The organism is Deltaproteobacteria bacterium, from assembly GCA_022340465.1.
In the GTDB taxonomy this organism is placed as follows: domain Bacteria; phylum Desulfobacterota; class Desulfobacteria; order Desulfobacterales; family B30-G6; genus JAJDNW01.
On record JAJDNW010000108.1, the window covers coordinates 18,537 to 36,721 of the forward strand.

At 58.1% G+C, this 18,185-nt stretch carries 16 protein-coding genes; 7 read left to right on the plus strand and 9 right to left on the minus strand.

What is annotated here, in order from left to right:
- Positions 1-4: 4 nt before the first annotated feature.
- Positions 5-667, minus strand: coding sequence for an outer membrane protein assembly factor BamD (locus LJE94_15760; protein MCG6911561.1), 663 nt, complete (start codon positions 665-667; stop codon positions 5-7).
- A 150-nt stretch (positions 668-817) separates the two neighbouring features.
- Positions 818-1,144 carry a thioredoxin gene (trxA, locus tag LJE94_15765; protein MCG6911562.1) on the minus strand — a complete coding sequence of 109 codons (327 nt, stop codon included), beginning with the start codon at positions 1,142-1,144 and terminating at the stop codon, positions 818-820.
- A gap of 347 nt (positions 1,145-1,491) precedes the next feature.
- On the opposite strand from trxA, the gene purN reads away from it, so the two are divergent.
- Complete coding sequence (purN, locus tag LJE94_15770) at positions 1,492-2,283, plus strand: phosphoribosylglycinamide formyltransferase (GenBank protein MCG6911563.1); 792 nt, start codon at positions 1,492-1,494, stop codon at positions 2,281-2,283.
- 105 nt (positions 2,284-2,388) lie between these two features.
- Here the strand turns inward: purN and LJE94_15775 are convergent, their stop codons facing one another.
- A complete protein-coding gene (locus LJE94_15775) occupies positions 2,389-3,555 on the minus strand; it encodes a TraB/GumN family protein (protein ID MCG6911564.1) in 1,167 nt (388 codons plus the stop codon).
- Between the two features lie 240 nt (positions 3,556-3,795).
- Here LJE94_15775 and LJE94_15780 point away from each other — a divergent pair, with 240 nt between their 5' ends.
- The 3 genes from LJE94_15780 (at position 3,796) to LJE94_15790 (ending at position 8,126) form a co-directional block, all read left to right on the plus strand.
- Positions 3,796-4,581 (plus strand): CbbQ/NirQ/NorQ/GpvN family protein, encoded by a 786-nt coding sequence (locus LJE94_15780; GenBank protein ID MCG6911565.1) that lies wholly within the window; start codon positions 3,796-3,798, stop codon positions 4,579-4,581.
- On the plus strand, positions 4,574-7,390 hold the full coding sequence (locus tag LJE94_15785; GenBank protein MCG6911566.1) for a hypothetical protein: 2,817 nt from the start codon (positions 4,574-4,576) through the stop codon (positions 7,388-7,390). The genes LJE94_15780 and LJE94_15785 overlap by 8 nt, the downstream gene beginning before the upstream one ends.
- 325 nt (positions 7,391-7,715) lie before the next feature.
- The gene (locus LJE94_15790; protein ID MCG6911567.1) at positions 7,716-8,126 is read left to right on the plus strand and encodes a hypothetical protein; all 411 of its coding nucleotides are present in this window, start codon (positions 7,716-7,718) and stop codon (positions 8,124-8,126) included.
- Between the two features lie 7 nt (positions 8,127-8,133).
- Here LJE94_15790 and LJE94_15795 read toward each other — a convergent pair whose 3' ends face one another.
- A complete protein-coding gene (locus LJE94_15795; GenBank protein MCG6911568.1) occupies positions 8,134-9,087 on the minus strand; it encodes a tetratricopeptide repeat protein in 954 nt (317 codons plus the stop codon).
- 30 nt (positions 9,088-9,117) lie between these two features.
- Positions 9,118-10,644: an amidohydrolase gene (locus tag LJE94_15800; protein MCG6911569.1), complete on the minus strand. Its 1,527-nt coding sequence runs from the start codon at positions 10,642-10,644 to the stop codon at positions 9,118-9,120.
- A gap of 314 nt (positions 10,645-10,958) precedes the next feature.
- Here LJE94_15800 and LJE94_15805 point away from each other — a divergent pair, with 314 nt between their 5' ends.
- Positions 10,959-12,653, plus strand: a complete 1,695-nt coding sequence (locus LJE94_15805; protein MCG6911570.1) for an acyl-CoA/acyl-ACP dehydrogenase — start codon at positions 10,959-10,961, stop codon at positions 12,651-12,653.
- Between the two features lie 20 nt (positions 12,654-12,673).
- The gene (locus LJE94_15810) at positions 12,674-13,582 is read left to right on the plus strand and encodes a zinc dependent phospholipase C family protein (GenBank protein MCG6911571.1); all 909 of its coding nucleotides are present in this window, start codon (positions 12,674-12,676) and stop codon (positions 13,580-13,582) included.
- Positions 13,583-13,638: 56 nt separating this feature from the next.
- On the opposite strand, the gene LJE94_15815 is transcribed toward LJE94_15810, so the two are convergent.
- From LJE94_15815 to lpdA, 4 genes are all read right to left on the minus strand, one after another.
- The gene (locus LJE94_15815; protein ID MCG6911572.1) at positions 13,639-13,809 is read right to left on the minus strand and encodes a hypothetical protein; all 171 of its coding nucleotides are present in this window, start codon (positions 13,807-13,809) and stop codon (positions 13,639-13,641) included.
- A 20-nt stretch (positions 13,810-13,829) separates the two neighbouring features.
- On the minus strand, positions 13,830-14,171 hold the full coding sequence (locus tag LJE94_15820) for a nucleotide pyrophosphohydrolase (protein ID MCG6911573.1): 342 nt from the start codon (positions 14,169-14,171) through the stop codon (positions 13,830-13,832).
- 124 nt (positions 14,172-14,295) lie between these two features.
- Positions 14,296-15,522: a saccharopine dehydrogenase NADP-binding domain-containing protein gene (locus LJE94_15825; protein MCG6911574.1), complete on the minus strand. Its 1,227-nt coding sequence runs from the start codon at positions 15,520-15,522 to the stop codon at positions 14,296-14,298.
- 278 nt (positions 15,523-15,800) lie between these two features.
- Entirely contained in the window at positions 15,801-17,234 is a 1,434-nt protein-coding gene (gene lpdA, locus LJE94_15830; protein MCG6911575.1) for a dihydrolipoyl dehydrogenase, read from the minus strand.
- Positions 17,235-17,517: 283 nt separating this feature from the next.
- Here lpdA and LJE94_15835 point away from each other — a divergent pair, with 283 nt between their 5' ends.
- Positions 17,518-17,928: a pyridoxamine 5'-phosphate oxidase family protein gene (locus LJE94_15835; GenBank protein MCG6911576.1), complete on the plus strand. Its 411-nt coding sequence runs from the start codon at positions 17,518-17,520 to the stop codon at positions 17,926-17,928.
- Positions 17,929-18,185: the final 257 nt, after the last annotated feature.

The window sequence follows — 18,185 nt, forward strand, 5'->3', positions numbered from 1 at the left end:
GCTTTTATTCGGCCTCCTGTTTCGCCAGAACCATTTCGCAGGCGGCAATGTATTTCAACGCCGTCTCATGGGCGCCGACATCCGGATATTTGCGCACCACTGTCTGAAATCGGTGCAGGGCGGCTTTGTAGTGCTTGGTTTTGTAGTAGAAGAGCCCCACATACAGGTCGTGTTCAGCCAGGCTTTTCAAGCACAGGTGGTACAGTTCCCCGGCCTTGGCGGTGTAGGGGTCGTCAGGGTAATTCTCGATCAGGCGGTTGAAAACGCTGATGGCTTTTTTGGCCGACGCCTGATCCCTGTCGATGGTGCCGAGCTGTTCGTAGTGGCAGAGTCCAATCTGATAGATGACATAGGGAATGGCCTCGTTTTTAGGGTGCAGCTCCTCGAAGTCCTCATAGGCGGTGATGGCATCCGCGTATTCCTTCCGGTGATAGTGCGCATCGGCTATTTTGAGTTCCGCCAGTTTGGCGTATTTGCTGAAAGGGTACCAATCTCTGAGCTTTTCAAAGTATTTGATCGCATCCTTGTAGTCCCTTTCTTCAAAGGCTTCGAGGCCATTGGCCGCCAGTTCGTGGACCGGTTTGTCGGCATCGGGATCGATTGAACTGCATCCTATAAACGGCCACACCAAGCTGACGGCGAAGATGAAGATAAACAGCCTTTTCATAAGACCCTTTCGATGTAAGGTGCCGGCAGCGCCCCGTTCACCGGGGCCGTTGCGGCCGAACCAGCTGCGCCATAAAACGACGGCGGTGACAAACAGGCATCACCGCCGTTTGGAGTCCGCCCTGTCGGGCCACCTTTTCGGGCGCCGGTGTTACAGCACGTTGTTGATGGCGTCCTCGAGCTTCGATTTCGCCACCATGCCGGTGATCTGTTCGACGACGTTGCCGTCTTTGAAAAAAATCAGCGTTGGAATAGCCTTAATGCCGTATTTTCCAGGGGTTACCGGGTTGTCGTCCACGTTGCATTTAGCAAATTTCACTTTGTCGCCGAACGCCGACGAAAGCTCTTCCACAACCGGGCCGATTGCCTTGCAGGGGCCGCACCAGGGCGCCCAGAAATCCACCAGAACGGGTTTGTCCGCCTGCAACACTTCCGCATCAAAACTGCTGTCGCCGATATCCACAATACCTTCAGCCATAATATTGGTTCCTTTCGTAGGTTGTTCCTGAATAGAGCGTTCGGTGAACATCTGCCCGGTTCAGGTCTTCGTTTTCAAAGGAATATAATAATGTGGCGCTGCAATGTCAACCTATAGCGGCGAGGGCCGATCCGTTTTGCAAAAACCGATGGGCCGGAATAGCGCGCGCTGCCCTGCAGCTTGCTTCAGGGCAGGCGACAGGGAACAAATGGACACCATCTTTGGCGGTCACCATTGGATAAATCATAGAAATGGTGTTATCGATATGATATTTTCTTTGCAACACCGTTCCAGGGTGGAACCAGTGCCGGGTCCTGCGGGCCCGGGTATATACTCGAGAGGCGGCTATGGGAAACAGCATAAGAATCGGCGCATTGGTATCCGGCGGCGGGTCGAACCTCCAGGCCATCATCGACGCTTGCGGGTCGGGCGCTGTCGACGGCGATGTGGTTTTTGTCGCTGCGGACACCCCCGGGGCAGGCGGCTTGGAGCGGGCCCGGCGCCACGGCATCCCGACCTTCGTCTGTGAATACAGGAAGATCTTCGAGACGTATAGGGAAGATCCGGCGGGCTTCAAGCTGCCCGACGATTTCGATCCCGACCTGGCTTTTTCGCGGCAGGGCCTTTTCAACGCGCGGGGTGACCGCCGGGAAATCGCCGCCTTTCTGGCCACCCGGGCCGCCGCCGAAAGCCGTCTTCTGGAAGGCATGGCCGGATACCCGTTCGACCTGCTGGTGCTGGCCGGTTTCATGCGCAAACTGTCGCCCTACATCATCGACCGCATCAACACCGATCCCTCCCTCCCCAGGATCATGAACATCCATCCGGCCCTTCTGCCGGCCTTTCCCGGCACCGACGGGTACGGCGACACGGTCCGGTACGGCTGCAAGGTCGGGGGCTGCACGGTCCATTTCGTGGATTACGGCGAGGACACGGGGCCGATCATCGGGCAGCGTGCATTCGCGATTCGTCCCGACGACACCCTCGAAACGGTCAGGGCAAGGGGGCTCCGTCTGGAGTGGGAGCTCTATCCGGCCTGCATCCAGCTGTTTGCCGAAAATCGCCTGAAAGTGGTCGAGAAAAGCCATCCCGGGCCCGGCGGCGGGGTGTTTATCCGGAAGGTGGTGAGGATAACGTAATGGTCGGGCGGATGCTGTCGTGTTTGTCAGAATAACGTTCCGTGTAGCCTGAACCCGCCACCTTCCGATCCAATTTTGAAACGGAGCATGTGTATGGCAAGTGCCCTAATTCAGCGCCTTGACCATCATGGGGATGGCCACCATCGTGCCGATGGTGCTGCCCAGGTTGGTGAAAACGACCACCAAAAGGATGCGGGTGACCTTGTTTTTCCAGAAGCCCTTAACGGTGAGGATGTCTTCAGGCAGGCGCTCCAGGTCCTTGACCTTGGGTTTGTTCGAAAAAGCCTCTACCAGTCCGGAAACCCATCCTGCGGCTATCATGGGGTTCAGGGAGGTCAGGGGGGCTGCCAGCACGGATGACATGATGGTGAAAGGATGGCCCAGTGCTGCGGTGGCGCCTATGCCGGCCATTATGCCGTTGGCCGCCACCCACCAGGTGATCATGCCGGCGCCGGCCTTGGATCCCCCGTTGAAAAAGCCGTAGATGAACAGGACGAGGATGAGGCTGGGAATCAGCCATTTCAAAAAACCGGCGGTCCTGCCCTTGGGGGGGATCACCTCCAGGTCCGCCAGGTTGGTTTCCTCTTCCCAGTACCGCTTTATCCCGGCCACATGACCGGCGCCGACCACGGCCACGATTTTTTTCCCGGGCGCGGTTTTTATTTTCTGCGCCAGGTAGCGGTCCCGCTCATCGATGAGGATACGCTTGAGCACCGGCAGGGATTTCCCGACTTCGGAAAGCAGCGACTGCAGCATGTCCTCCTGCTTCATTTTTTCGACATCTTCTTCTGTGATCTCCTCGGCATTTCCCAGTGAGAGGGCGAGCTGGAAGATGACCTTCAGTTTGGCCCACAGTCCCATGACGCGCCAGGTCCTGGACAGGGTCACGCGGATATCGCGGTCCGCGAGGTGAATGGCGGCGCCGCAGGCGTCGGCCGATTCGATGGCGGCGATCATTTCCGCTCCGGGTTTGATGTCCAGCTTGTCGGCAATGCGTTTCTGGAAGGATGCCAGCAAAAGGTTGGAGAGGAGCAGAAAGGTCTTTTTTTCCCTGATTACCTTGATGATGTTCATGTCGCGCCATTTGTCTGTCTGGCGGATGGACTCGTACCGGGATTCACACAACTCAACGCAGACCGTATCCGGAGCCTCCGACTGAATGGTCTCTGCGACGAGTTCGGTGCTTTCCCGGGAAACGTGGGCGGTGCCGATGAGCAGAATTTCCTTGCCCTCGTGTTCGAGGCGGTGAATCATATCATGGTTGTCTATCATAAGTTTTCGATATATGGTGCCCTGGCAATGGCCTGCAGGTAAATCCTCAAATTAGGCAAAGGTCAACCGGTGTACCCGGGTAAAACCCGCTTGTTCGATGAATCGGGGTATAATACCAAATCGGAAAAATAACAATGAATTATTAAAAGTCAATGCGGACGCAGAGAGGACGGGTGGCGGCGCAGCCGGCCCGAAAGGAAAACCAGAAAGGGAGTTGAAATTTATATGAATACAGGCGGCATCATAGAGGCGGAACCTTACTACCTGAGCACGGACAACGAAATAGAGGTGTTCGAGGCATCCTACGACGCACGGCTGCCGGTCATGCTGAAAGGGCCCACCGGGTGCGGCAAAACCCGTTTCGTGGAGCACATGGCGTACCGGCTGAAAAAACCGTTGATCAGCGTTGCCTGCCACGAGGACCTGTTCGCCTCCGACCTGATCGGGCGTTATCTGTTGAAAAACGACGAGACTGTATGGATCGACGGTCCCCTGACCAGGGCGGTGAGGGAGGGGGCGATCTGCTACCTGGACGAGGTGGTGGAGGCACGCAAGGACACGACGGTTGTGATCCATCCGTTGACCGACGACCGGCGCATGCTTTCCATAGACAAGAAAGGGGAGACCATCCAGGCCCACACCGATTTCATGTTGGTGATTTCCTACAATCCCGGATACCAGTCGGTGCTCAAAGATCTCAAACAGAGCACGCGCCAGCGGTTTGTGTCCCTGGAATTTCAGTATCCCGGGGTCGAAAAAGAGGCGGAGATCGTCGCCCATGAGGGGGAGATCGACCCGACGACGGCCCTGGGGCTCGTGGAACTGGCCAACCGCATCCGCAATATCCGTGAGCACGGCCTCACGGAGGGAGCCAGCACACGGCTTCTCATTTATGCCGCCCAGCTGATCAACCGGGGCATCCCGGTTCAAGAGGCGTGTAAAACGGCCATCTGCCTGCCGCTGACGGACGATGACAGGTTGCAGGAAACCCTGGGGGAACTGATCGGAGACATGTTCGATGGGTGAGGGTACGGCGGTCCTCGAACGACTGGCAGCGGCCGATCCGGAAATGGCCGCCGACGTCGGCGACATAACCGGGCGGCACGGCCCTGTTACGGTGGAGCGCATGGCGCTTCTTCTCGATGAAACCATGTGGGGGCTTTCCCTGGAAGTCTCCTTCGGCAGAGCCCTGGCAAAGGGCTACGCGCGCCTGATCGGCCCCTGTTCGGAAAAAAAAATCCGGTTTTACCGGGAAAACGTTCGTAAATGGGGCGCGCACGGCCCCACCGTCGGCAAAATGATGGCTCTGCACCTGGTGCCCGTCCTGGCACACGGGAACTGGGATTTGGCAAACCGGTTCAGCGACGTTTTCGACACCATGTGCCATAAGGGGGCCTACACCCTCAAGGGGCCCCTGGAAGGCATGTCCGCCCTGTTGCGAGCCGGTGAGACGGCAGCGGCCATGGCGTATCTCGACCTTTTGAACGCCGCTTTTTCACAGGATATCAACTACAACCAGAGCCTGCGCTACACCTATATGCTGCCCACTGCGGTGGCGTCCATGGCACCCATGAAACGCACCTGGCAAATCAGGGAGCTGGCCCGTGCGGTTGCCGTGGAGCAGTCACTGGCGGAAGCCTTTTTGCGGGGACGGGAAAGGGGTCTTGACCTGTTGTCCCGGAAAAGCCTGGGGGATTTTGTCGACCTGGTTCTGAAGAAGTTTCAGCGGGCACCTGATCAGGGAGTCAAATTCATGGCGCTTGATTCAAGCGCGGCCCTGGAAAAGTGCCGGGAGATGCAGGTGGCCGTCACCTTCAGCCAGGTCCAGCAGACGCTCACCGCCTACGTGCGCGCACGCACCGGGCTGGGCATTTCGATTCGTCCGGTAAGCTCCCTGGGCGCACCCGTGGCCGGCCTGGCAGCCGGCGAGCACCCGCCGCTGGACCGGCCGCAGTGTTTTTCCGACACACGCTTCATCTACCTGCCGGAGGAGATATCCGTTTTTCCGACCCCGGCTGAAAACAAAATGCTTTATCTGGCACTGACCAAGCTGGAGGCCGGGTTGTTCGAGTGCGGATCCCACGCATTCGATGTCGGCAAAGCCATGGACCTGATCGCCGGCATGGAGGGCGCAGGGCATCTGGCCGCCGGCGAAGATGGTCGCGGGAAGGCTGACAAAGGGGCCGACCTGGAAACATTTTTCGGTTTTTTCCCCGACAGGTTCCTGGCAGCCGCGCTTTTCACCGTTTTCGAACATGGCCGCATCCGGCAACGGCTCACCCGGCAATACCCCGGGATGGTGAAAAAGGTGCTGCCGCTGTTTCGAAAGGAGGCCGGGCGCATGCACGCGGCGGGCGAGGGGGATGCGGTTCTGCTCTCCCTCTACCACGACATCGCTCTGGGTGCTGAAACCTCCCTGCCGTCGGGCGGGAAATACGGGCCGGCTGCCACCCTTGCCATGGCGCGTATCCGGGAGCGTTTCGGCGATGAACTCGAAAGGCATCCCATGGTGGAGGCGAGCGCCCGGCTGACGGTTTTTGCCTACGGTGTTTTGACCGAAATTTTGAAAACCGAGACGGCGATTGCCGGGCCTGAGCTCCAAAAGGGCGCAAGGCGGCTTTTTCCGTTCGGACGGCAGCTGCGGCCCGACCTGGTCTACAACTCCTTTGCCCGCTATGACTGCGTGTCCCGCGAGATTGTCGCGGCATTGAGGAAGAAGGGCCTCAAGGCATATAAAGCAGACGTGCGTGAAAAGCTTATCGACAACGGCGGACGGATTTCAACCGCCGACATCGAAAGAATCGTGCTTGTAGCCGGGGATGTCGACGGCGGGGGCGGGCAGCCGGCGGATCGGCAGCGCCTGGATCTTTCCGGGATGGACTTGTCCGCGCTTCTGGCGGATTCCGGACTGGACACGGCGCCCTGTACCGCGATCGACGGGGAAGCGTGCCGGCACCGTGAATGGGACTGCAACATGGGCGATTACCTCGAAGACTATGTCCGGGTGACCGATCGCAGGATTGACGGCCGCAACGGTGATTTTTATGCGGAAACCCTGGTGCGGCATGCCGGGCTGGTCAAAAGGATGCGCCATGCCTTCGAGATGTTGAGGCCCGAGGGCCTGGCGATCTTGCGGCAGTGGGTGGAGGGCGACGAGTTCGACTACCGGGCCCTGCTCGACTTTGTCCTGGATCGCAGGGCCGGCATCATGCCGTCGGACCGGCTTTACATCAAGCGGATGAAGCAGCTGCGCGACGTGGCCGTGCTGGTGCTCGTGGACCTGTCGCGCTCCACGGCCAACCGTGCCGCCGGAACGGAACGGACGGTGCTGGATGTGGAGAAAGCTGCCATCGTCCTGATGTGCGAGGCCCTTTCCATTGTCGGGGACCGGTTTGCGGTGGCCGGGTATTCCGGGACCGGCCGGTTCGGGGTCGATTATTTCAGAATCAAGGACTTCGACGAACCCATCGGGCCGGATATTTTCGAAAATGTCAACGCCATGGTGGCCCGCAGGAGCACGCGCATGGGAGCGGCGATCCGGCACGCCACCCTGCAGTTGGAGAAGATTCCGGCCCGGGTGCGGCTGCTGATTGCCATCGGCGACGGATTCCCCAACGACGTGGGATACAAACAGGGGTACGCCATTGCCGACACCCGCAAGGCCGTCCAGGAAGCATTTTCGAGGAACATTGTCTTCAGGGGCATTTCGGTCAACATTGCCGGCGACCCGCGGCTGGACGAGCTGTACGGCCCCTTGAATCATATGGTGATCACCGACGTTTCGGAACTGCCCGACAGGCTGCTGCGGATATACAGTGCCATGACCAGGAGTTGACCCCTGAGGGAAGTAGGGAGTAGGCAGCAGGGCGTAGGGAGGGTTTTTGCTTGTAGCAGACTTCTTACGCCACACTCCCCACTGCTTACTGGTCTGTGAAACGTGAAACGTAAAACGTATGGCGCAAGGCATAAGGCGTGAGGCGTCTGACTTCTGGTTCCTGGCCTCTTGCGAGCCCCGCAGGGTAATATTATTCTTTGTGTCCTTCGTGGCTTGGAGGTTGGATTGCCCTTGCCCCCTGCTTCCGGCCTCCGACCGCTGACCTCCGATCTCCAATTATAGCTCTTGCATGGGGCCCGGTGAAGATCTATCTTAAGGCATGGATATGCTGATTTTCAACGACCTGTTTCGCTGGGAGGGATTCGGCGGCAAACTGCGGCTGGCGAGCGGGCAGTGTCTGCTCAGGATTTACGACCTCAGAAAAGGCGACACCGAAGGGGTTTCCCATCTCAAGCCGTACGTGGTTGTGGCCACGGATCATGAAGCGAGCAAGATGTCGGTGAGAAGCTGCTGCAGCCACATTGCCACGATGGTGGCCGCCGAACACAACATTCCGCCGCAGCGCATGCAGTTCGTGGAGCATTACCCGGAGACGTTCTATGGCAGCAGGGACCAGCAACGGATTCCACGGAAGTTCGATGCGGTCGAGTTCGTCTGGGAAAAAAAGATGGCCCTTCATCCGAAATGGCGAGCGCTGGACGGCCCCCTGCTGGCCTTTTTAGAAGGGCAGTTCTAAAGGGCGTCTACTGACACAGGCTTGTCCGGATGTTTCCATTCAGCCACCGGTTGACAAAGTGCTTTGTCACTGCCGTGTCCACCCCTGCTTCCCCGACGGACACTTCGAGCTTTTCCAGCGATTGCGTGACCTTTTCACCGTCGCCCATGAGGGCGTAGATCTTGATGCTGCGCTGAAAACAGGCGCTCGCTGCGGCATGCTCCCCCCTTTTCTGATAGAGGGTTCCAAGGGCTGATAGATCGTCGGCAATGCCGCTGTGAAATCCTGTTTTTCGATCCGCGTCCAGCGCTTTTCGATAATGGGCGATGCCTTCATCATACCGGCCGGTTTCCGCCATGACGTTGCCCAGGGCATAGTGCAGGGCTCCGGTGGTGGCGTAGCTTTCCGGGTCGGCCGCCTCGAGCGCTTCCCCAAAAAGCCTTTCGGCCTCGGCCGTTTTCTGTTGTGCGGCCATCAGCATTCCCCTGCTTTTCAACAGGGAAACGGATGTTATGCCGTTGCGGTCCGCCGTTTCTTCCGCCGCCGCCAACGTTGCCTGCGCTTCGTGCTGCCGGTTTTCCCTGATCAGAAGCGCCGCTTTGTTGGCCATAACCTGCACGGCACCGCCGTCATCGCCGAGATCGCCATACAGGTCGTGGGACGCGTCAAAAAATAGCATCGCGCTTTCAGGGTCGCCTATTTTGGCGTAGACATTGCCGATGTTGTTGAGGCAGGCGGCAACACCCGGAACCTCGTCTATGGCGGTGAAAAGCTCGTGGGCGCGCAGCAGGTGATCGAGGGCTTTGTGATAGCACCCCTGCTCGTACCACCCGATGCCCCTGCCGAGCTCATTGACGGCCGGTTCCGCCGGGTCGGGTCTGTCATGCGCGGCCTTGCCGCCGGCACAGGCGATCAGAGCGAAGAGAAACAGATAAGATAAAAAGATGCGGAATAGGCGCATGGTGTCTGCTGTTTGATACATACGGTTCAACATTGAGATTAATTCATACCGTTATTGTTTGGTTATGTCAAAAACCACCTGGCCGCCGATGATGGTCATTTCGACGCCGATCTCCTTAATCCTGTCCGGTGGCGCTTCGGTCGGGTCTTGGGAAACAATGGTGAAGTCCGCCAATTTACCGGTTTCGATGGACCCCTTGTCCTTTTCCTCGAACCCGAGACGGGCGTTGTCGATGGTGTACAGCTGGATGGCCCTTTCCGCATCCAGGCGCTCTTCGGGAAGCGAGTGATTGACGGCACAGTGGATGCTGTAGACAGGATTCATGGGGGTGACGTAGCTGTCCGACCCGCCGCCCACCGGCACGCCTGCGTCAATAAGGGATTTGAGCGGGTCGGAGCGCAGGGCTCTTTGGCGGCCCAAGAGGTTGTCCAGGCGCCGGTGTCCGCCGAAGTGATAATTGAAAGGCGGTTGAATTCCCAGGTGGATGCCCAGCTTCACCGCTTTTTTCACCAGGGTGTCGTCGTATATCTCGAAATGTTCGATGCGGTGACGGTGGTTCCGGTCCGGCCATTTTTCCAGCGCCTTTTCGTAGGCGCCAAGGGCCTGGGCCGCGGCGCGGTCACCAACAGCGTGCATGGCAATCTGCAGACCGGCACGGTGCGCCTTTTCTACGAAGGCGTCGATTCCTTCCTGGGGGTAATAGAGGATGCCGTGATTGTCCGGCTGGTCGGTGTAGGGCTCCAGCATCGCGGCGGTGTGCGGTCCGAAATCGCCGTCCAAAAGAATACATCCGCCGATGCGCTGCAGCCCGAAACGGTGGACGGCATCGACATCGAGGGTCTGATACCACGGGACGATCCGCAATGCCAGACCGGGGGCCAGGTCTACCAGGGAGGCGACACTCGGATCGTCGGGCGCGTTCCTGCCTTCCAGGGCGTGGACCGTTGTGAGGCCCACCTCCAGCGCCAGGTCCGCGGCCTTTTTCTGGAATACGTCGAGGCCTGTTTTTTCGACGAACCTGGATCGCATCCGTTCCACGGCAATTTCATGGGCACGGCCCCGCAAGCAGCCGTCAGCATAAAATTCCAGGGCATTGTCGGGCAGGTCGAGCATGTCGAGGCCCATGGAGTTGACCAGCGAGTTGTGGCCGGTGGCGCCCACGATGAAAACCGGGTGCTCCGGAGCGGCACGATCGAGATCCCGGATGCCCGGCAGGCGCCCTGCCGCCAGCCGGTAGTGATTGATGCCCATACCGAATAAAAGTTCGCCGCGCGCTTCTTCGACGGCTGCCTCCCTCAGGGTGTCCTGGACGTCGGCGGCGGAGCCGGCGCGGGAAAAATCGAGGGCCATGGCTTTTATGCCGGTGCCGGTAAAATGGAGGTGGCTGTCGATCAGTCCCGGCAGAACGGTTTTGCCGCGCAGATCGATCACCCTGGCATCCGCATCGAAAGCGTCGATTTCGTCCGAGGCACCCACGGCGTGAATGTGTCCAGCGCGCACGGCAACCGCCCGGGCACGGGGCTGCTTCGGGTTCATCGTGATGATGTTGGCGTTGGTCAGTACGAGGCTGTCGTTCATCGCGGCTTTTTCTCTAAGGTTTAGATCGGTTCGATTTTTGTGCGGCAAAGCCACAGGCCATGCGAGACAGTATGGCTTTTTTTAGCCGATATTTCCAGTGTAATATTTGTATCTTGGGGACGTTCATAAATATATAAATACCTTCATCCCTAAGAATAGTTATTTATATATTTATGAACGTCCCTCAAGCTTAAAAATCAAGCCCGAACCAGGCATTTCAAATTTTTCCGACGGTTTTTGTTGCCAAAACCGGGAAAATAGGTCAAACAGGACGCGTTGAACCGCATAAACCGGATGAAAAAGGAGTGAAAAAAATGATCCTGAACCCCAAGGAAAACCAATACGAGTACCTGGATGAAAAATCGCGGTCCATTATGTTGAAAACCATCGCCTTTTTCGAGAACAAGGGTAAACAGAAGCTCAAGGAGGACTATCACGGCAAGGTGTGGTATGCGGATTTCATCGAGTTTGTAAAAAAGGAAAAGATTTTCGCTACCCTGCTGACGCCTTCGGCCTACGGCAAGGAGGGCTGCCGCTGGGACACCCACAGGAACTGTGCATTCAACGAAATTTTAGGGTTTTACGGCCTGCCGTACTGGTACACCTGGCAGGTGACCATCCTTGGCCTGGGACCCATCTGGATGGGCAACAATGAGGCGGTGAAAACCAAAACGGCGCAGCTTCTGGAAGAGGGCGGCATCTTTGCTTTCGGGTTGTCGGAAAAAACCCACGGCGCCGATCTGTATTCGAGTGAAATGGCCTTGACGCCCCTGGGGGATGGCAAATACGTGGCCGACGGTGGCAAGTACTATATCGGCAACGCCAATGAAGCCGCCCTGGTGTCGACTTTCGGAAAGGACACGGAAACCGATGAGTATGTGTTCTTCGTGGCGGATCCCCGGCACCAAAACTACGATCTGGTAAAAAACGTGGTCAGTTCCCAGAACTATGTGGCCGAATACGCCCTGCAGGGATACCCCATCACCGAGGCGGACATTCTCACCAAGGGCCGGGACGCGTGGGATTCCTCCCTCAACACCATCAACGTGGGCAAATACAACCTGGGTTGGGCTTCCATCGGCATCTGCACGCATGCTTTTTACGAAGCCATCACCCACGCCACCAACCGGATACTGTACAAAAAGCGCGTCACCGAATTTCCGCACATTCGCCAGCTGTTCGTGGACGCCTACACGCGCCTTGCGGCCATGAAGCTGTTTGCCCTGAGGAACGCCGATTACATCCGGGCGGCGTCGGCCGAGGACCGGCGTTATCTTTTGTATACGCCCATGACCAAGATGAAGGTCACCACCCAGGGGGAGGAGGTGATCAACCTCCTGTGGGACGTTATCGCCGCCAAGGGGTTCGAAAAGGACATGTTTTTTGAGATGGCGGCGCAGGACATCCGGGCGCTTCCCAAGCTGGAAGGCACGGTGCACGTCAACATGGCCCTGATCATCAAATTCATGGCCAACTACTTTTTCAACCCGGGTGAGTTCCCGGAAATCGGCCGGCGCGGCGGCACCGAGGACGACACCTTCCTTTTCAATCAGGGGCCGACGCGCGGTTTGGGCAAGATCCAATTTCACGATTTCAACATCGCCTACAACAGCATCGATCTGCCCAACCTGGCGGTGTTCAAGGAGCAGATAGAACTCTTGAAGGAGTTTCTGATGACCGCGCCCCCGGGAAAGGAGCAGCAGGGCGACATCGATTTTCTGCTGATTTTAGGGGAACTTTTCACTCTCGTGGCCTATGGGCAGCTGATCATCGAGAACGCGAAGATTTACAAGGTGGAAGATGAATTCCTGGACCAGATCTTCGATTTCATGACCCGTGATTTTTCCAAGTTCGCTTTGCAGCTCTACTCCAAAACCAGCAGCACGGAGGCCCAGATGGCCATCTGCATGCGTATGCTCAAGAAACCCGTGCAGGACCCTGTGCGCTTCGGGCGCATTTGGGATACCTATGTGGCACCGCTCGCCGGCGCCTATGAAATGAACAAATAAACCCGTGGAAATTTATTTGTATGCCTTATGAAAACACCCACCTGTATCTAGCCGACAAGGTGAAGCGGAAGCTCGGCGGGAGGGCGCTCAACGCCGCCCTGGATGCGCATTTGGCATATTTCCAGCTGGGATCCATCTTCCCGGACACGCTGTTTTACAGTAAGGAGGAGGAGATCAACCGGGTGGCGTACAAGCTTCACGGGGACGACGGCCAGCCCACCAGCCGATTCGTTTTCGATGTGCTGGATGTTGCGCGCGATTCAAACAGCCAACGCGATTTCGCTTTCATTGCCGGATACCTGACGCACTGCGCCGCCGACATCACCTTTCACCCGCTGGTTTTCTACATGTCGGGCTACAAACCGAATGCCGGCAAGACGCGAAAGCAGAAGGCCTCCTATCTGCACTGGAAGTACGAGACCCTGATCGACAGCCGCCTGAACGATGTCTTCCGTTTCGAGAAATGCATCCAGCCGCGCCTGATTCACAACCTGATTGCACCGGAGGTCCTGGGGGTCGAGGCGGAAACGCTCGAGGCGGCCCTGAAGAAGCAAAAGCGCTATTTCAGCAAAATCGGAAGCCGGTTTTACTATCACGCTTTTCGCGTGATGGGGGCCCTGGGATGCGTGCCGCCGGAATCGGTGGCCGGCTTCTACCACAGCTTGAACACCGGTGACATTTCGCTGCCGGAGCGCATTCACTACCGCGACGTTCTGTCGGGGGAAAATTTGGAGACGTCTCTGGAGAGCCTAGTAGAAAGATGCGTGAACCTGGGGGTGCGCCTGGTGACGGCCGCCCATGAGTACCTTACGGGCGGCATCGACCGGGCGGCTTGTGAGGTCGTGATCGCCGGTGAAAGCCTGCACACGGGTAAGCTGGGAAAAACGATGCAGGATATTCGCTATGCTGCGCCGATCGACACCCATTAGACAGGATGCCTCCGGGAACGGGCAAGGTCGTGCAACATGGGGGGGAGGTCAGGCCGCTATACGGTGAGGCCGATGTCGAACACCCGGTGGCAGGCCGGGCAGATAAAGAGCCATTTGGTTTCATTCCCGTCTTTTTCGAACATGGAGTGAAAGCCGTCACGGTACCGGCACGCGGGACATTCCTTGAAATTTTTTTTCATTTCGATTTTCGTCACTTCATAATCCACGAGTATCCTCCGCCTGCGGTTCAGCGCTGCCGGCTGCCGGTCAGTTTGGGGTTGTTCCAGTGCCGCCGCCGGTCCCTGACACGCTTTTTTTCGAGGTTCTTTTCGACGGCCCTGGTGAGGTCGATACCGGTCTGATTGGCAATGCAGACGGCCACGAACAGAACGTCGGCCAGCTCATCCGCCAGATCCGGGTCCGCGTCTCTCTTTTTGAAGCTCTGGTCGCCGTACGTCCGGGTCATGATCCTGGACACCTCGCCCACCTCCTCCATGAGAATGCCCAGGTTGGTCAGCTCCGAAAAGTACCGCACGCCATAGGTTTTGACCCACTCGTCCACCTTCCGCTGGTATTCCTGAATGCTCATCTGCGACATGGTCGTTTTTCCTTGAACCCTATCATCGGAATCGGGGGGGTTGATCGTTCAGTTGCCGGGTCACCCTCAACGTTGCGGTCAATGCGATCGGCGCGAGGTTCGGGCCGGTTTCCGGCTAGTAGCGTCTGGTTTCCACAATTTCATCGATGGTGACACCCATTCCGGCCAGCTCCCGGAAGCAGTAGGCCCGTTGTTCGGCTTCCAGTTGTTCGGGGGAGAACAGGCCTTTTTCCGTTAACACGTCGTTGACCATCATTTTGGCGAAGACCGCGGCGCACTGGCCGGTTGAGTATGATTCGTGGCTGAGCTGGGAGGCTTCAAAGGCTTCCACCAGCCCCGGCGCGCACAGGTAGCTGTCGATGCAGACGTCCCGACCGTCCTTTTTCCCCTGGACGCGCACGAGAAAGGCGCCTTCCTCCATTTCCAGACCCTGGTCGATGATGGCTTTTATCTCCTCGGGGTACTTGGGCGCCGGCGGGGTCAGCTTGAGCACCAGGTCCATGGGCACGACCGGCACCCCCTTCACCTTCACGGGTTCCAGGCCGAGCAAACCCATCCTGTAAAGGTTTTCGGACAGGTCCACGGACGGGCCCCCGTATTTGAACTCGACATGCTTGACGCCCTTCAGCACCTTGTCCTTCAACAGGCCCATGGTGACGGGCTCGTCGTGCTCGTGGTCCACCATGCGGACGGGCCTGGGGACCCCCTTGAAAGTCATCATTTCCGGCCGGCTGAAAGGTTCGTCGGTGATAATGTCGCCGTTTTCGCACCGGAAGGTGACATAACCCATGTCGCCCAGGGCCACCTCCGGCGACCACCAGAACGGGGTGAAGCGGTTGGTCCAGACCCCGTCGTAGACATAGATGCCGATTTTGTCGCAGGCATCCATCCGGTCCACCGATTCCCGGGCCATGATATTGGCCATACCCGGCGTGGAGCCGGCGCCGACCAGGGCGGTCAGGCCCTTTTCCTTAAAGCGGTCGTTCCATTCGGTGAAGATCAGTTTGTAGCTTTCCACGAAGCCGATCTCCTCGATGATCGGGCCGGCCAGGTCCATGTAGGCGGCATTTACGGCCAGGGCGGCTTCCATGACGATCAGGTCGTACTCCAGGGGGAGTCCGTTGATAATGATGTCGCATCCCCGGGCCGCTTCGATCACGTTCTCCACCCGGCCGGCATCCAGCTCGAGGGCGGTGGCCTTCTCCAGTGTTTTGCCCAGTTCTTCGGCGGCTTTGCGGTCGTAGTCCGCGCAGATGATGGCGCCGACATTCTCATCGTCGTTCAGCCGCTTGGCGATGGTGCTCCCCTGAGCGCCCACGCCGGCAATGATCACTTTCTTCATTCGAACATCTCCTCTATAGCGCTGCAGGGATTTCCTGCAGCCTTTTGGCCGGCGGCAATAGCCCGGAGCTGCCTCCGCCGGGAATAAATTCGTCCACGACATTCGCGATATTAACTTAAGAAATATTGGAATTCGTTAATTATTAATCAATTTTAAACGAAAGTCAACATTGATGCGCGATTATTATAAAAATGGCGTATAGGAATATTCCACTGGATCCCCCTCCCTCTAAGGGAGGGGCAGGGGAGGGTGGAGAGAATTCCAGCCAAATCCCGATGTTATCCGTGCAGCGCCCGGCCCACGGCTTTGAAGGCCGCTTCCATGGTGACCTCGGCCAGGGTGGGGTGGGCGTGAATGGTTTCGGCCAGTTCCTGGACCGTGCGTCCGGTTGTGACCGCCAGGGTTCCCTCGGCGATCAGGTCGGTGGCATGGGCGCCGATGATGTGGACGCCCAGCACCCGCCCACTGGCTGTATCGGACACGATCTTGGCCTCTCCCGCCAGTTCGCCGATCACCTGGGCCTTGCCGACGGTTCTGAACAGGACGGTGTCGGCCCGATAATCGAGATTTCGCTCCCCGGCCTGCGCTTCGGTCAGCCCGACGTTGGCCACTTCAGGGGAAGTGAAGATGGCTCCGGGGACAGCCGTGTAGTCCATTTGACGGTCGCCGCCCGTGGCATTTTCGGCGGCAACGATGCCCTCGGTTGAGGCGACATGGGCCAGCATTACCTTGGCCGGCCCCAGGGCGTCACCGATGGCAAAAACGGTGTCGACCGACGTTTGCATGCGGTTGTCGGCGGTAATCCATCCTTTTTCATCCAGTTCCAAACCAAGGGTTTCAAGCCCGATACCTGCGGCGTTCGATTGGCGGCCGATGCACACCAGCACCTTTTCGACTTCGAGTTCAAGCGGTTGACGGTCTTTTTCCTTGAGGTCGGCGGCCCGGGGCGACGGCCCGATGGTGACCGCGGCCTTTTCGCCGCCGGTGTCCACGGCGGTAACCGTTTTGTCCAGGAAAAAGGTTATCTTCCTTTTTTTCATCTCCCGCTGCAGCACCTTGGAGCAGCCGGCATCCACCGACGGCAGCGGCAAAAGGCGGTCCAGGGCCTCCACGACGGTGACGCGTGTTCCCAGGTCCGCCAGGATGCAGGCAAATTCGCAGCCGATAACGCCGCCGCCCACGATGATCATGGATTCCGGCACTCGGTCCAGGTTGAGCACATCGGTGCTGGAGATGACCTTGACGCCGTCAAAGGGAAAAGCCGCGATTTCAAGCGGCTCCGAGCCGGTGGCAACTATCAGCTTCTCCCATGGTACGCTCCGGGTTTCGCCTTCCGCGGTCAGTGCCTCGAGGGTTCCATGTCCCTGGACAATGCCGCGGCCCTCGATGTGGGTGATGCCGTTGTGCTTGAGCAGGTTGCCGATGCCGCGGACCTGGTTGGCGACGATCTTTTTTTTACGGGCCTGCAGCGCGGCCATGTCGGCGACCGCCTGTCCCTCCAGACGGATGCCGAAGTCACTGCTGTTGCGAAACCGCTCGAGCATCCCGGAAGTGGTCTGCATGATTTTGGATGGAATGCAGCCACGGTTGAGGCAGGTTCCACCGAGGCTGTCCTTTTCGATCAGGGTGACCCGGGCGCCCCTTTGGGCGGCTCTCACCGCTGCGACATAGCCACCGGGTCCGCCGCCCAACACTGCGATTTCCGTACTCATATCGATTTCTCCTTTTGCAATGTCGAGGTTTAGATGTACCAAAGCCTCTTCCGGCGGGCAACTCTAATTTGATCTTGACAAAATATGGTGAAATAATCAGCATGCAAGTGATTGCCTTTTGAGAAAAAATGTAAAAATTTTTCTTGCGGGTGTGACGGGCCGAAGAGGGCGGGAGCATGCAAAAAGCGGCGGGGAAAGAGGAGAACGCAGGCAGGGCCGAAGCATATGTTTTAGCCATCGATCTCGGCGGCAGCGAGAGCATCATCACGACCAGGAGGTTAGCATGGTAGAGATCAGCAAAGAATTACTGGAAACCGTCAACAAACCGGGGCGGGTAGGTGTTCTGGGAACGGCAAACAGGGCCGGCCAGCCCAACGCCGCCTATTTCGGCAGTTTGAACCTGAGCGAGGACGGCACGGTGATGCTCGGCCTCGGCAAAAATCGCAGTCTGGCAAACCTGAAGGAGAATCCCCTGGCGGTTCTTTTCTGTGTGACCGAGAGCCCGGTGACTTTCGGTACTGCCGGCTGCCGGCTCTACCTGAAGGTCCGTGAGATTCAGGAGTCGGGGCCGCTGTACGACGCCGTGAGAGGGGCGATTGCCAAACACGCCGGCGAGGAAGCCGCGAAAACGATTGCGGCCGCCGTGGCCTTCGATATCACGGAGACGCGTGGTCTCGTCGACTTTCAAGGCTAATTTGCAGCACGGCCCCGCGGCACGAGCGGGACCGTGTTGCGGTTATAGCTCTTGTCATGCGTCTTTTCGGCGCTAACCCCGTTCGGAACATTGTTTTTCCGAACGCTGTAAAGCCGCACGGATTATTCCTGGGGTTGGGCTTGCTCATTGAGCTGGGTTTGAAGCTGCTGCTGGCTCTTGACCTGGTTCTGGAGCTGCTGCTGGGTTTGAAGCTGCTGCTGGCTCTTGACCTGGCTCTGCGGCTGCTGCTGGGCTTG